We start from the raw sequence: 14,356 nt of genomic DNA, 5'->3' as shown, positions 1-14,356 counted from the left end.
CGCGTGCGGCCCCGCGCACCGCCCCGTGCCCGCCCGGGCCCGGATGTCACAGGCTCCGGCTACCGTGAGGCCCATGGCTGCCCGCAAGTCGTCCGCGAAGGACCGCCCCGCCTACCGCTGCACCGAGTGCGGCTACACCACCGCCAAGTGGCTCGGCCGCTGCCCGGAGTGCCACGCCTGGGGCACCGTCGAGGAGACCGGCGGCAGCCCGGCCGTCCGCACCACAGCGCCCGGCCGGGTCTCGTCCCCCGCGCTGCCCATCGGCCAGGTGAACGGGCAGGTGGCCACCGCGCGCAGCACGGGCGTGCCGGAGCTGGACAGGGTGCTGGGCGGCGGGCTGGTGCCGGGCGCGGTGGTGCTGCTGGCGGGCGAGCCGGGAGTGGGCAAGTCCACGCTCCTGCTGGACGTCGCGGCCAAGGCGGCCGACGCCGACCGCCGCACGCTCTACGTCACCGGCGAGGAGTCGGCCGGGCAGGTGCGGCTGCGGGCGGACCGGATCGGGGCGATAAGCGACCACCTGTACCTGGCCGCCGAGACGGACCTGTCGGCCGTCCTCGGTCATCTGGACGAGGTGAAGCCCTCGCTGCTGGTCCTGGACTCGGTGCAGACGGTCGCCTCCCCCGAGATCGACGGCGCGCCCGGCGGCATGGCGCAGGTGCGGGAGGTGGCCGGGGCGCTGATCCGGGCCTCCAAGGAGCGCGGGATGTCCACGCTGCTGGTGGGCCACGTCACCAAGGACGGCGCCATCGCCGGTCCGCGCCTGCTGGAGCACCTGGTGGACGTGGTCCTGCAGTTCGAGGGCGACCGGCACGCCCGGCTGCGGCTGGTGCGCGGGGTGAAGAACCGCTACGGCGCCACCGACGAGGTGGGCTGCTTCGAGCTGCACGACGAGGGCATCACCGGTCTGGCCGACCCGTCGGGCCTCTTCCTCACCCGCCGGGACGAGCCCGTGCCCGGCACCTGTCTGACCGTCACCCTGGAGGGCCGCCGCCCGCTGGTGGCCGAGGTGCAGTCGCTGACGGTGGACTCGCAGATCCCCTCCCCCCGGCGCACCACGTCCGGCCTGGAGACCTCGCGCGTGTCGATGATGCTGGCCGTGCTGGAGCAGCGGGGCCGGATCAACGCGCTGGGCAAGCGGGACGTCTACACCGCCACCGTCGGCGGGGTGCGGCTGTCGGAGCCCGCCGCCGATCTGGCGATGGCGCTCGCGCTGGCCAGCGCCGCCAGCGACACGCCGCTCCCGAAGAACCTGGTGGCCATCGGCGAGGTGGGGCTGGCGGGCGAGGTCAGGCGGGTGACGGGTGTGCAGCGCCGGCTGGCGGAGGCGGCGCGGCTGGGCTTCACCCACGCCCTGGTGCCCACCGATCCGGGCAAGGTGCCGCCGGGGATGCGGGTGCGGGAGGTGGCGGACATAGGGGAGGCGCTGCGGGTCCTGCCCGCCCGGCCGGCCCGGTCGGGCCGCTCCGAGCGGTCCGACCGCGACGGGGCCGATCGGAGCACGCCACACGAGGGCTGACACCGCCGGTAGACTTTGCCCTGGTCTCGCCCGTACGTACGCATGACCCGAAGGAGTGCCGTGGCAGCCAACGACCGGGCAGCAACCGGCGCCGACGGCCTGTTGCGCGCCTCACTGAGCGCGGTCGCGCCTGGTACGGCCCTGCGCGACGGCCTGGAGCGCGTGCTGCGGGGGAACACCGGCGGGCTCATCGTCCTGGGCATGGACAAGACCGTCGAGGCCCTGTGCTCGGGCGGTTTCGTGCTGGACGTGGAGTTCAGCGCGACGCGGCTGCGCGAGCTGTGCAAGCTGGACGGCGCGCTGATCCTCGACAAGGACATCACCAAGATCGTGCGGGCGGGCGTACAGCTCGTGCCGGACGCCTCGATCCCGACGGAGGAGACGGGCACCCGGCACCGCACCGCGCAGCGGGTGTCGATCCAGACCGGCTTCCCGGTGGTGTCGGTCAGCCAGTCGATGCGGCTGATCGCGCTGTACGTGGACGGCCAGCGGCGCGTGCTGGAGGACTCGGCGGCGATCCTGTCCCGGGCCAACCAGGCGCTGGCGACGCTGGAGCGCTACAAGCTGCGGCTGGACGAGGTGGCGGGCACGCTCTCCGCGCTGGAGATCGAGGACCTGGTGACGGTCCGGGACGTCTCCGCCGTCTCGCAGCGGCTGGAGATGGTGCGGCGGATCGCCACGGAGATCGCCGAGTACGTGGTGGAGCTGGGCACGGACGGGCGGCTGCTCTCCCTCCAGCTCGACGAGCTGATCGCGGGCGTGGAGCCCGAGCGCGAGCTGGTCGCCCGCGACTACGTGCCCGAGCCGACCGCCAAGAGGTCCCGCACCGTCGGCGAGGCGCTGACCGAGCTGGACCGGCTGACCCACACCGAGTTGCTCGAACTGCCCACGGTGGCCAAGGCCCTGGGGTACAGCGGGTCGCCGGAGACGCTGGACTCGGCCGTCTCGCCGCGCGGTTACCGCCTGCTGGCGAAGGTGCCGCGACTGCCGAACGCCGTGATCGAGCGGCTGGTCGAGCACTTCGGCGGGCTGCAGAAGCTGCTGGCCGCGAGCGTGGACGATCTGCAGACCGTCGACGGGGTGGGCGAGGCACGGGCCAGGTCGGTCCGCGAGGGCCTGTCGCGGCTGGCGGAGTCGTCGATCCTGGAGCGGTACGTCTGACGCGTTCGCGCCGCTGCCGGGTGCCGGACGCCGCGGCCCCGGACCGTCCGGCCCCGCCGGCCGCGCGGGCGGTTCGGTCCCCGGTTCGGCCCCCGGTTCAGTCCTTGGCGAGGACGAACGAGACGCGCTTCTTCCCCAGGCCCTCCACCTCGGCCTCGACCAGATAGGTGCCGGCCTTCGCCTCGGCGCCCGGCGTACCGCACTCGGGCGTGCTGTGCCTGCGGTCCCACTCCAGGGTGCGGACGGCCGTACCGCCTGCCGGGACCTTGTAGAGGGCCGAGCGGGCGCCCTTCGGGCAGTGCTCGGACTTCCAGACCTTCTCGTCGCCGTCCTCGGCCTCGATGATGGTGAAGGCCGTGGCACCGGTGCCGAAGTCGACCTTGCAGGCGCCGCCGCCCTCGTTCCGTACGGTCAGCCGGAAGACGGGATCCTCGCCGGGCGCGTACCGGTTCTTCTCGCTGTCCAGCGCCACCTCGACCGAACCGGGGCGGCAGTCGGGGAGGGTGGAGTCGGCCGGTACGGCCTCGACCCCGCCCGAGACGGCACCGGCGGAGCCGCCGCCCGCTCCCGCGGCACCCGGACCGCCCGAACCGGAACCGTTCGCGCCGCCTTCGCCCTCGCCGTCCGCGCCTCCGCCGCCGGACCCGGAGCCGCTGGACCCTTCCGTGTCGCCGCCTGGGCCACCGGAGCCGCCGGAACCTCCCGATCCGCCGGTGCCGCCGTCGGACTCCTCGCGCCCTCCGGGGCGTTCGCTGATCAGGGACTCGGACGAGGACGGCCCGGGTGTGATGGTGCCCGGCACCTCACCGCCGCCCTGCTTCCCGCCCTGGTCGCTCCCGCCGCCTCCGCCCGGCCCCCCGGACCTGACGGCCCATATGGCGAGCAGTGCCAGGACCAGCAGGAGCGCAAGCACGACCGCCCTTCGCCTCCAGTAGATGGAGGAGGGAAGGGGCCCAACCGGATTGCGCAGAGATCCCACGCGCAAACCTTACGAGACATCATGTGCCCCATACGGTCTTACCCGCCGCACAGAAGACCAACTTTTATGATGAACGGCTCGGCAGGGCCTGGCGATCGTCAGGGGCGACACCCGGCTGTCGCGGGGAGTGACCGAATGCTTCCTTTTCGTACCGTTCGCACATGAGCAGCGATCTTCGAAGCGATCCTCCCGGCGTTCCCCCGGGCTCCGCCCCGGACACCCCTCCGGACGGCCTCCACAGCGACCTCTACCTGGACGTCACCGACTTCGCGCACGGCACCCCGGACTGGATGCACTCGCTCGCCGGGTACGGCACCGGGGGCGGGCTGCTGATCCTCGCCGCGCTGCTGGCGGCGGCGTGCTGGCGGGTCCGGCGTGCCGAGCCGGGGGTTCTCGCGCGGGCCCTGCTGGGCGGGGCCGCGGTGGCGGTGGCGTACGGCGTCAGCGAGGCCGTCAAGCTGGTCGTGCGGGAGGAGCGGCCGTGCCGCGCCGTGGCGGGCGCGCCGGCCCCGATCGCCCCCTGTCCGGAGCCGGGCGACTGGTCCTTCCCCAGCAACCACGCCACCATCGCCGCCGCCGCGGCGGTGGCCGTCGTACTGGTCTGGCGGGCGATGGCCTGGCTGGTGCTGCCGCTGGCCGCGCTGACGGCCTTCTCCCGGGTGTTCCTCGGGGTGCACTACCCGCACGACGTGGTGGCGGGTGCGCTGCTGGGCGCGGCCGCGGTACTGCTGGTGACCCGCTCGGCGGCCGGGCCCGCGACCGCGCTGACGGACCGGGTGCGGACCAGGCTCGGCTACACCAGCCCCGCCTCGTAGGCGACGATCGCCCCGGTCCGCGTCCGCGCCGGAGACCGGGCGGCACCCCCCTCGGACGAAAGGGACACATCGGGACGGGTGGTGCCTGCCTCCCATCGGCGCGGGCCGCTTCGCAGGCGCGCCCCTCCGTGTCAGGATCGGAAGTGCCATGACTGCGACCACATCCGAGCACAGCGCCACCGGTCTGACCGCGACCGGCCTCCTTCCCCCCGAGTCCCCCGCCCCCTCCGACCTCCACGGACCGGTCATCGACTGGTTCGGCGAAAACGCCCGCGACCTGCCCTGGCGCCGCCCCGAGGCGGGCGCCTGGGGCGTGATGGTCAGCGAGTTCATGCTCCAGCAGACGCCCGTCAGCCGGGTGCTGCCCGTGTACGAGCAGTGGCTCGCCCGCTGGCCGCGCCCCGCCGACCTGGCCGCCGAGCCGCCCGGCGAGGCGGTGCGCGCCTGGGGCCGGCTGGGCTATCCCCGCCGGGCCCTGCGGCTGCACGGCGCCGCCGCCGCCATAACGGAACGGCACGGCGGCGACGTGCCCAAGGAACACGCACAGCTCCTGGCGCTGCCCGGGGTGGGCGAGTACACGGCCGCGGCCGTGGCCTCCTTCGCCTACGGGCAGCGGCACGCGGTGCTGGACACCAACGTCCGGCGGGTCTTCGCCCGCGCCTTCGGCGGCCGCGAGTTCCCCCCGACCGCCACCACCGCCGCCGAGCGCAGACTCGCCCGGACCGTCCTGCCCGAGGATGACGCGACGGCGGCGCGCTGGGCGGCGGCCACGATGGAGCTGGGCGCCCTGGTGTGCACGGCCCGCAAACCGGACTGCGGGAACTGCCCGATCATGGACCTGTGCGCCTGGCGCCGCGCCGGCTCGCCCGCGCACGACGGCCCGCCGCGCCGCGGCCAGAGCTACGCGGGTACCGACCGCCAGGTGCGCGGCAGGCTGCTGGCCGTGCTGCGCGAGGCCGTGGGACCGGTGCCGCAGGCCGCGCTGGACGCGGTGTGGGACGAGCCGGTGCAGCGGGCGCGCGCGCTGGACGGGCTGGTCGCCGACGGGCTGGTCGAGCCGCTGGAGAACGGCGTCTACCGGCTGCCCCAGGGACGGGGTCCGGCCATGTGAGGCGTGGTGCGGCGGCCGTGACCGCCGCACCCGCCCCGCCGCACCGCGGCGGGGCGGCCCCCGGGGTCAGTCGCAGACCTCCGACCACTCCCGGTTCAGGACCGGCCCGCTCACCCGCTCCTCGGTCAGCGAGTACCGGTTGCCGGACTCGTCCCGGAAGACCGCCTCGGTGCCGTGCGGCCCCTCGCGCGGCTCCCGGAGGAACTCCACGCCCCGCTCCACCAGCCACTCGTACGCGGAGCGGCAGTCGTCCGTCCGCAGCACGCCCGCTCCCAGGACTCCCCGGCGGACCAGCCCCGCCAGCGCCTCGGCCGCCTCGGGGTCGATGCCGGGGCCGTGGGTCGGCACCAGCGTCAGCCCGACGTCCGGCTGGTTCCTGGCCCCGACGGTGATCCGGCGTGTTCCGTCCTCGGTGACGTCGCCGCGTACCTCGAAGCCGAGCTTCTCGGTGAAGAACCTCAGGTCCCGCTCCTGGTCGGTGGACCAGACGGTGGCTGCGGCCAGGCCCTTGATCATGGTGCCTCCCGTGGTCGCGGACGTGCGGTCCCACCGTGGGCAGCACGCCCACCGGCCCGTCCCTCCAGGATCGCGCCGTGCGCGGCGGTCCGTCCACAGGGTGGGGCGGCACCGCGGTGCGGTCTACGAAAACCCTTACGTATATGGAGAGTTGGCCTAGCCTGGGGAACGGGCGAGGCTGGTGGAGCGGGTGCTCGCCGGGCCGCCCGTCACACACCGCCGCGCACCACGTCACCGGACCGCGTCACCGGACCACAGGGCCGTCGGGGGAGGGCCGAATGGAAGAAGCCGTCGCGAGAATCCCCTCGAACAGGGCCGCGCCCCTGATCCGCGAGCTGTTCGCCGACCTCCCGCCGGCCTGCGACGGCCCCCGGCTGGTGGCCGGGCTGGTGTCGTTCCGGGGCCTGCGGCCCGAGCGGACGTACGACGACGTGGCGCGGATCGCCCGGGAGCTGGTGCGGCTCGCCCGGCCGGGCGGCGGCGGCAGGACACCGGAGGATCCGGCCGACCGGCCCGTGGCCCTGGTGCTGGGGCGGACCCTGGCCGCACTGGGCGAGCTGGACCTCGACGACGTGGCGGCCGTCCGCATGGGGCCGCAGGACTGCGCGCGGCGGCTGCGCCGGGCCGTCCCCGGCGCCGACCGGGAGCTGACCGGCGAGCAGGCCTGGTTCCACGACCAGCTGCTGGACAACGTCTGCCTGCACATCCTGCACTTCCTGGTCCGCCACTCGCCGTACATCGCCGGCCGCCTGGCCGAGCAGAGCCACCGCATACGGCAGCTCGTCGACCTCAACGACGCCGACGCCGTGCGCCGCCCCCGGCCCTCCCCCGAGGACCTCGCCTTCGAGGAGGAGTACGCCGCTTTCCTCGTCCGGCGGCACAACCGCCTGACCATCCACGGCATCGACCTGCCCAACGCCCCCGGAAGCTGGCCGCTGGACGCCACCTACCTGAGCCTGGGCGCCGAGTTCGCCACCCCCGTCGAGGGATCCTCCGGGCAGCCGGCGCTGCCCGCCGACCGCGCCCTGGCCGGACAGGAGCGGGTGCTGCTGCGCGGGGTGGCGGGTTCGGGGAAGACCACTCTGGTGCAGTGGCTGGCCGTGGCGGTCGCCCGCAACGACCTGCCCGGGGAGCTGGCCGCGCTGCGCGGACGGGTGCCCTTCGTACTGCCCGTGCGGCACTTCGCACGCGAGGGCTTCCCGGCGCCCGGGGAGTTCCTCTCCGTGGGGCGCTGCCAGGCGGCCCTGCCGGTCGGCGAGCCTCCCGGCTGGGCCGTCAGGGTGCTGGTCGAGGGGCGGGCGCTGCTGCTGGTGGACGGGATCGACGAGGCGCCCGAGGCCCGCCGGGAGGAGTTGCGGGCGGGGCTGCGCAGGCTGCTGCACATCCACCCCGGCACGGTCTGCCTGGTCACCACCCGGCCGTCGGCCGTCGAGCCCGACTGGCTGGCCCGGGAGGGGTTCGGCGAGCTGATGCTGGCGCCGATGAGCCGCGACCAGGTGGCGGGCTTCATCCGCCACTGGCATCGGGCCGCCCGGCACGACGGCGGCGGGGACCAGGACCGGCTGGACGGCTACGAGCAGCGGCTGCTGCACTCGGTGCGGGTCTACCGGGAGCTGCGCCGGCTGGCCACCAACCCGTTGATGTGCGGTCTGATCTGCGCGCTGAACAGGGACCGGGCCGGGACGCTCCCGCAGGGCCGCAAGGAGCTGTACGACGCGGCCATGGACATGCTGCTCCAGCGCCGCGACCCGGAGCGCGACGTGCTGCACGCCGACGACGTCGAGCTGCAGCGCGCGCCGCGCGAGCGGCTGCTGCAGAAGCTCGCCCACCGGATGCTGACCGAGGACCGCGCGGACCTGGACCGGGAGACCGCCGTCGCCGTGCTCGACCGCCATCTGCCCGCCATTCCGGCCGCCCGGAGCCAGGGGGACGCGGAGAAGATCTTCGGCCATCTGCTGCACCGCACCGGGCTGCTGCGCGAGTCGGACGACGGCCGGGTGGAGTTCGTGCACCGGACCTTCCAGGACTATCTGAGCGCAAAGGAGATCGTGACGCGGGGGCGGTTCGAGGATCTGGTGGACCACGCCCACGAGGCCGGGTGGGAGGAGATCGTCCGGATGGCCGCCGCCCATGCCCGGCCCGACGAGTGCGCGCGCTTCATCGAACGGCTGCTGGCCCCCTGCGGGCACCTGAAGACATCCGAGACCAAGCACCGCAGGCTGATGGCGGCGGCCTGTCTGGAACACGTCACCGAGCTGGATCCGGAGACGCGGAAACTGGTGCGCGACCGCACCGAGAAGATCGTCAACCCCACCGATCCGCTGGGCGCCCGCAACCTGGGGTGGATCGGGCCCGTCGTGCTGGAACTGCTGCCCGATCCGGCGACCGTTCCGGACGACAAGGCGTACCTGCTCGCCGTCACGGCGACACGGGTGCGGGACGAGGCGGCCGTGGACTACCTGGTGCGGCTGCGGGACCGGTCGTCGCTGAGGGTGCGGGCGGAGCTCGCACGGGCCTGGCGCAACTTCGACACCGCCCGCTACGCCCGCGAGATCGTCTCCCGGCTGGATCCGGAGGGGCTGTACTTCCCCGTCTCCGACCTCTCCGAGCTGCGGGCGCTGCGCGACATGGGCGGCCGGGACCGCATCCAGATCGCGGGCGGCTTCACTCCGGAGGAGCTGCTGCACGGCACGGTGCGCGACCGGCTCACGCACCTGTGGCTCGCCTACGACCTCGGGGTGGACATGGGATGGCTGAGCGCCTTTCCACGGCTGCACACCATCCGGGTGAACCCGCGGCTGCCCCGGGTCGGCGGAGTACCGGAGGGCATCCGGATCATCGCGCGCTGAGCCGGACTCCGCGTGCGGTGATCCTGACGCCCTCACGCGCACGGGCGCGGCCCGGGACCGTGTGTGCGATCCCGGGCCGCGCCCGTGTGACTGCCGTGTGACCGGCTCGGTGGCGCCGTGCGCCTCAGGCGTCCTTGGAGAGGTTCGGGCCGCCGCCCGCCGCCGACTCCACCGGAGGGGCGTCCGGCAGGGCCGACTTCTCCTCGCCGCGGAAGGTGAACTTCTTCGCCTCGCCCTCGCCCTCGGTGTCGACGACCACGATGTGACCGGGGCGCAGCTCGCCGAAGAGGATCTTCTCCGACAGCACGTCCTCGATCTCCCGCTGGATCGTCCGGCGCAGCGGCCGGGCGCCCAGGACGGGGTCGTAGCCCCTCTTGGCGAGCAGCTTCTTGGCGTCACCGCTGAGCTCGATGCCCATGTCGCGGTCCTTGAGCCGCTCGTCCACCTTGGCGACCATCAGGTCGACGATCCGGATGATGTCTTCCTCGGTGAGCTGGTGGAAGACGACGGTGTCGTCGACACGGTTGAGGAACTCGGGCCGGAAGTGCTGCTTGAGCTCCTCGTTGACCTTGGCCTTCATCCGCTCGTAGCCGGTCTTGACGTCGCCCTGGGCGGCGAAGCCCAGGTTGAAGCCCTTGGAGATGTCCCGGGTGCCGAGGTTGGTCGTCATGATGATGACGGTGTTCTTGAAGTCCACGACCCGGCCCTGGGAGTCGGTCAGGCGACCGTCCTCCAGGATCTGCAGCAGCGAGTTGAAGATGTCCGGGTGGGCCTTCTCGACCTCGTCGAACAGGACGACCGAGAACGGCTTGCGGCGGACCTTCTCGGTGAGCTGGCCGCCCTCCTCGTACCCCACGTAACCGGGGGGCGAGCCGAAGAGCCGCGAGACGGTGTGCTTCTCGCTGAACTCCGACATGTCGAGGGAGATCAGGGCGTCCTCGTCGCCGAAGAGGAACTCCGCCAGCGTCTTGGACAGCTCGGTCTTACCGACGCCGGACGGGCCGGCGAAGATGAACGAGCCACCGGGGCGCTTGGGGTCCTTCAGGCCCGCCCTGGTGCGGCGGATGGCCTGGGAGAGCGCCTTGATGGCGTCCTCCTGCCCGATGACGCGCTTGTGCAGCTCGTCCTCCATGCGCAGCAGGCGCGAGGACTCCTCCTCGGTGAGCTTGAAGACCGGGATGCCCGTGGCCGTGGCCAGGACCTCGGCGATCAGCTCCTCGTCCACCTCGGCGACGACGTCCATGTCGCCGGCCTTCCACTCCTTCTCCCGCTTGGCCTTGGCGGCCAGGAGCTGCTTCTCGGTGTCGCGGAGGGAGGCCGCCTTCTCGAAGTCCTGCGAGTCGATCGCGGACTCCTTCTCCCGGCGCACGTTCGCGATCTTCTCGTCGAACTCGCGCAGGTCCGGCGGTGCGGTCATCCGGCGGATGCGCATCCTGGAGCCGGCCTCGTCGATCAGGTCGATCGCCTTGTCCGGCAGGAAGCGGTCCGAGATGTAGCGGTCGGCGAGCTGCGCGGCGGCCACCAGGGCGGCGTCCGTGATGGACACCCGGTGGTGCGCCTCGTAGCGGTCGCGCAGACCCTTGAGGATCTCGATGGTGTGCGGCAGCGACGGCTCGGCGACCTGGATGGGCTGGAAGCGGCGCTCCAGGGCCGCGTCCTTCTCCAGGTGCTTGCGGTACTCGTCCAGCGTCGTCGCGCCGATGGTCTGGAGCTCCCCGCGGGCCAGCATCGGCTTGAGGATGCTGGCGGCGTCGATCGCGCCCTCGGCGGCGCCCGCACCCACCAGGGTGTGGAGCTCGTCGATGAACAGGATGATGTCGCCGCGGGTGCGGATCTCCTTGAGGACCTTCTTCAGGCGCTCCTCGAAGTCACCGCGGTAGCGGGACCCGGCGACCAGGGCGCCCAGGTCCAGCGTGTACAGGTGCTTGTCCTTGAGCGTCTCGGGCACCTCGCCCTTGACGATGGCCTGGGCCAGGCCCTCGACGACCGCCGTCTTGCCGACGCCGGGCTCGCCGATGAGGACCGGGTTGTTCTTGGTGCGGCGGGACAGCACCTGCATGACCCGCTCGATCTCCTTCTCGCGCCCGATGACCGGGTCGAGCTTGGACTCGCGGGCCGCCTGGGTGAGGTTGCGGCCGAACTGGTCCAGCACCAGGGAGGTCGAGGGAGTGCCCTCGGCGGGGCCGCCCGCGGTGGCCGCCTCCTTGCCCCCGGAGTAGCCGGAGAGCAGCTGGATGACCTGCTGCCGCACCCGGTTGAGGTCGGCGCCGAGCTTGACGAGGACCTGGGCGGCGACGCCCTCGCCCTCGCGGATCAGGCCGAGCAGGATGTGCTCGGTGCCGATGTAGTTGTGGCCGAGCTGAAGGGCCTCGCGGAGCGACAGCTCCAGGACCTTCTTGGCACGGGGGGTGAAGGGGATGTGGCCGGACGGGGCCTGCTGGCCCTGGCCGATGATCTCCTCCACCTGCTGGCGGACCGCCTCGAGCGAAATCCCGAGGCTCTCCAGTGCCTTAGCGGCGACACCCTCACCCTCGTGGATCAGGCCCAGGAGGATGTGCTCGGTGCCGATGTAGTTGTGGTTGAGCATCCGGGCTTCTTCCTGAGCCAGGACGACAACCCGCCGCGCGCGGTCGGTGAACCTCTCGAACATCGTTAATCGCTCCTCAGAGCGGTCAGGCAGTAAGGGGTCGGTCCCCTCCCTGTCCTTCCGCAGCTTAGTCCCGCAAGCGGGGACCGCTCATTCCAACTGCCGACACCCGTCCGGATCGCTCCCGCGCTGGCGGGGGAGGAGAGCCCGTTACCTCTCGCCCCCGTCCCGAACAGCCGACAACAGTTCCAACCCGATGGTGCGAGACGATGTTCCCGCAGGCCAGACATATCCGCCCGCTTCCACTACGCCGACGGCGAACGCCCCTGGGCCGCCACGTCCGTCCACCGCTCCATCGCCGGTGCCGCACCCCCGTTCCACGTGGGATTTCTTCACCGACTTCCTACCCCGGGACACTGACAGTCCATGCCGGGCAGGGTGGGTGCATCCGCTACTGGCGAACACTCTTGCGTGGCGCGGCACACCTTCCCCGTCCGCCGGCCGGGCACGGGGAGTAGCGGATCACCACTTCGGGTGACCTGTGTGGCGGGCCGGTGCGCGGGCCGGGCGCGGGCCGGTGATCGTGCCGCGTGCGGCGCGTGTGACGCACACGACGCGCACGGGTGCCTCCGGAAGGCGCCCGGCGGCCGCCCGGAGGGCGCGGCGCGGCGGCATGACTCGGCGGGCACGGCGGGGCGCGGGCCGGCACCGCCCGGAGCGGGACGGGCCCGGCCGTCCCGGCCGCACACGTCCCCGGGAGGCCGCGGGCACGGCTGCGGCCTCCCGGACGGGGCGTAAGGGCCTCCCGCCGGTCCGGTTGGCGCGGCGGCGACGGAGCACCGCCGCGCGCGGCTCTCCCGCGCGACTCAGGCGTTCGCCTTCTCGTAGGCCTCGCGGATGTTGGCGGGGACACGGCCGCGGTCGTTGACCTCGTAGCCGTTCTCCTTCGCCCAGGCGCGGATCTTCGCGGTGTCCTGGCTTCCGCCGCCGCCGGCGGACGGACGGGACTTGCCGCGGGCCGAACGGCCACCGGTGCGACGGCCGTTCTTGACGTAAGGCTCCAGCAGACCGCGGAGCTTGTCCGCGTTGGCGGTGGTGAGGTCGATCTCGTAGGTCTTGCCGTCGAGAGCGAACGTCACGGTCTCGTCGGCCTCACCGCCGTCGATGTCGTCGACAAGAAGGACCTGAACCTTCTGCGCCACCGGTTACTCCCATTCGTCGTGTGTGGTCAGCCACCGAAAACCGATTACTGATACTGACGGTGAAAGCAAACCGCTTTTCCCGGGAAAACACAAACCCTCCGGGAACATTGCCGAGCCGGTCCGGCCGGATTGGAGGGACCTTTCGGACATAGGGCGCACGAAGCGAGTGCCTCATAGGTGCAGCAGCATGCGCGTGTTGCCCAGGGTGTTGGGTTTCACTCGTTCGAGCCCCAGGAACTCGGCTACACCTTCGTCATAGGAACGCAGCAGCTCGCTGTAGACATCCCCGTCCACCGGCGTCTCGCCGATCTCGGTGAAGCCGTGCCGGGCGAAGAAGTCCACTTCGAAGGTGAGGCAGAAAATGCGCCGGACTCCCAGCCAGCGCGCGGTCTGCAGCAACTTCTCCAGCACCAGGTGCCCCACTCCCGTGCCCCTGAGCGCGGGGTCGACCGCGAGCGTGCGGACCTCGGCCAGGTCCTCCCACATCACGTGGAGGGCCCCGCAGGCGACGACCTCGCCGTCGTGGTCGCGTTCGGCGACCCAGAACTCCTGGATGTCCTCGTAAAGCGTCACCGTGGCTTTGTCGAGGAGGATGCGGTCGCGCGCGTAGGCGTCGATGAGACGGCGCACGGTGCGCACATCACTGGTTCTCGCCCTGCGGACGGTGACCTCGCTTACGGGGTTCGCGGGGCTTACGCGGCTTACGGCTTCTGGCATGCCGGGGACGCTATCGTTCCGGAGAACCCCGCCCCTCGGCGGGGGCGCCGGGGCGCGTGTCGTCGAGATGCGCGACACGCAAGGCGTCCCGCAGTGCTTCGGTCTGTTCCGGCGACATCATCCCGAAGAAGGCCACCAGTGCCGCCGCGGGGTTGTCGCTCGCCGCCCAGGCTTCGTTCATGAGTGCCGCGGAGTAGGCGGCCCGGGTGGAGACGGCTTCATATCGATAGGCCCGCCCCTCGCGCTCCCGCCGCAGCCATCCCTTCTCCCGCAGGTTGTCCATTACGGTCATGACCGTGGTGTAGGCGATCGGCCGTTCACGGCGTAGGTCGTCGAGCACTTCTCTCACCGTGACCGGGCGGTTCCACTGCCATACCCGCGTCATCACCGCGTCTTCCAGCTCTCCCAGTGGCCGAGGCACACCAAGAACGATAGCCGCATTTGAACGGCATTGAGCACTTTGTTTTGGCCGGACGGTAAACAAAGAGGAGCGCACACCGGGGAGGTTCACCTCCCCGGTGTGCGCTCCCACGCCGTCGCGGCATCCGCCGCCCGGCGGCACTAGCTCCTGGGCGCGCCGTCCGCCGGCGACGCGGCGCGCGCGGCCTCGGCCTGCGCCAGGGCCCTGTCCACCGCGGCGTCCTCCTTGGACTTGTTGGCACCGCCCTGGCTCTTGACGATCGTCACGATGAGGGCGGTGAAGGCCACGGCCATCACCACGGACGGGGTGAGTGCGGCGATGTACTCCATGCCGGATCAGCCTCCTTGGATACCGGACCTCCAGCGTACCGGCGGCTCCCACGGGCCCTCGCGAGGGCCCGGGGCGCGGCCGTGCGCGCCGGGAACGCGGGCCGCGTGTCAGGCCGGGAGGGCCTGGCGGCACGCCGGGGACGGGCCGCGGGG

12 protein-coding genes are annotated in these 14,356 nt (G+C 72.4%); 5 read left to right on the top strand and 7 right to left on the bottom strand.

Features of this window, described 5'->3' with window-relative positions; genetic code table 11:
* Window positions 1–73 precede the first annotated feature (73 nt).
* Together radA and disA are read left to right on the top strand one after the other, a co-directional pair.
* Complete coding sequence (gene radA / locus L7D48_RS16205) at window positions 74–1,516, top strand: DNA repair protein RadA (protein ID WP_237880154.1); 1,443 nt, start codon at window positions 74–76, stop codon at window positions 1,514–1,516.
* A gap of 60 nt (window positions 1,517–1,576) precedes the next feature.
* Window positions 1,577–2,677 (top strand): DNA integrity scanning diadenylate cyclase DisA, encoded by a 1,101-nt coding sequence (disA, locus tag L7D48_RS16200; RefSeq protein ID WP_374492434.1) that lies wholly within the window; start codon window positions 1,577–1,579, stop codon window positions 2,675–2,677.
* A gap of 97 nt (window positions 2,678–2,774) precedes the next feature.
* Here disA and L7D48_RS16195 read toward each other — a convergent pair whose 3' ends face one another.
* On the bottom strand, window positions 2,775–3,590 hold the full coding sequence (locus L7D48_RS16195; RefSeq protein WP_308312290.1) for a hypothetical protein: 816 nt from the start codon (window positions 3,588–3,590) through the stop codon (window positions 2,775–2,777).
* Between the two features lie 227 nt (window positions 3,591–3,817).
* Here L7D48_RS16195 and L7D48_RS16190 point away from each other — a divergent pair, with 227 nt between their 5' ends.
* Window positions 3,818–4,471 carry a phosphatase PAP2 family protein gene (locus L7D48_RS16190; protein WP_237880152.1) on the top strand — a complete coding sequence of 218 codons (654 nt, stop codon included), beginning with the start codon at window positions 3,818–3,820 and terminating at the stop codon, window positions 4,469–4,471.
* Window positions 4,472–4,619: 148 nt separating this feature from the next.
* Window positions 4,620–5,582, top strand: coding sequence for an A/G-specific adenine glycosylase (locus tag L7D48_RS16185; protein ID WP_237880151.1), 963 nt, complete (start codon window positions 4,620–4,622; stop codon window positions 5,580–5,582).
* A 66-nt stretch (window positions 5,583–5,648) separates the two neighbouring features.
* On the opposite strand, the gene L7D48_RS16180 is transcribed toward L7D48_RS16185, so the two are convergent.
* A complete protein-coding gene (locus tag L7D48_RS16180; protein ID WP_237880150.1) occupies window positions 5,649–6,098 on the bottom strand; it encodes a VOC family protein in 450 nt (149 codons plus the stop codon).
* A gap of 278 nt (window positions 6,099–6,376) precedes the next feature.
* Between L7D48_RS16180 and L7D48_RS16175 the strand changes: the two genes are divergently transcribed.
* On the top strand, window positions 6,377–8,947 hold the full coding sequence (locus L7D48_RS16175; RefSeq protein ID WP_237880149.1) for an NACHT domain-containing NTPase: 2,571 nt from the start codon (window positions 6,377–6,379) through the stop codon (window positions 8,945–8,947).
* A gap of 124 nt (window positions 8,948–9,071) precedes the next feature.
* Here the strand turns inward: L7D48_RS16175 and L7D48_RS16170 are convergent, their stop codons facing one another.
* The 5 genes from L7D48_RS16170 to L7D48_RS16150 all read right to left on the bottom strand — a co-directional run bounded on the left by L7D48_RS16170 (window position 9,072) and on the right by L7D48_RS16150 (window position 14,203).
* Complete coding sequence (locus L7D48_RS16170) at window positions 9,072–11,597, bottom strand: ATP-dependent Clp protease ATP-binding subunit (protein ID WP_237880148.1); 2,526 nt, start codon at window positions 11,595–11,597, stop codon at window positions 9,072–9,074.
* Between the two features lie 803 nt (window positions 11,598–12,400).
* Window positions 12,401–12,736, bottom strand: a complete 336-nt coding sequence (locus tag L7D48_RS16165; protein ID WP_237880147.1) for an Lsr2 family protein — start codon at window positions 12,734–12,736, stop codon at window positions 12,401–12,403.
* A 171-nt stretch (window positions 12,737–12,907) separates the two neighbouring features.
* The gene (locus L7D48_RS16160) at window positions 12,908–13,453 is read right to left on the bottom strand and encodes an amino-acid N-acetyltransferase (protein WP_206351980.1); all 546 of its coding nucleotides are present in this window, start codon (window positions 13,451–13,453) and stop codon (window positions 12,908–12,910) included.
* 10 nt (window positions 13,454–13,463) lie between these two features.
* Window positions 13,464–13,874 (bottom strand): BlaI/MecI/CopY family transcriptional regulator, encoded by a 411-nt coding sequence (locus tag L7D48_RS16155; RefSeq protein ID WP_237880146.1) that lies wholly within the window; start codon window positions 13,872–13,874, stop codon window positions 13,464–13,466.
* A gap of 140 nt (window positions 13,875–14,014) precedes the next feature.
* Window positions 14,015–14,203, bottom strand: a complete 189-nt coding sequence (locus L7D48_RS16150; RefSeq protein ID WP_237880145.1) for a hypothetical protein — start codon at window positions 14,201–14,203, stop codon at window positions 14,015–14,017.
* Window positions 14,204–14,356 lie beyond the last annotated feature (153 nt).

This window comes from Streptomyces sp. ICN903 (assembly GCF_022015835.1).
In the GTDB taxonomy this organism is placed as follows: Bacteria; Actinomycetota; Actinomycetes; order Streptomycetales; family Streptomycetaceae; genus Streptomyces; species Streptomyces fenghuangensis.
The sequence above is the reverse complement of the archived record's forward strand: the minus strand, read 5'-3'. Positions and strand labels throughout refer to the sequence as shown.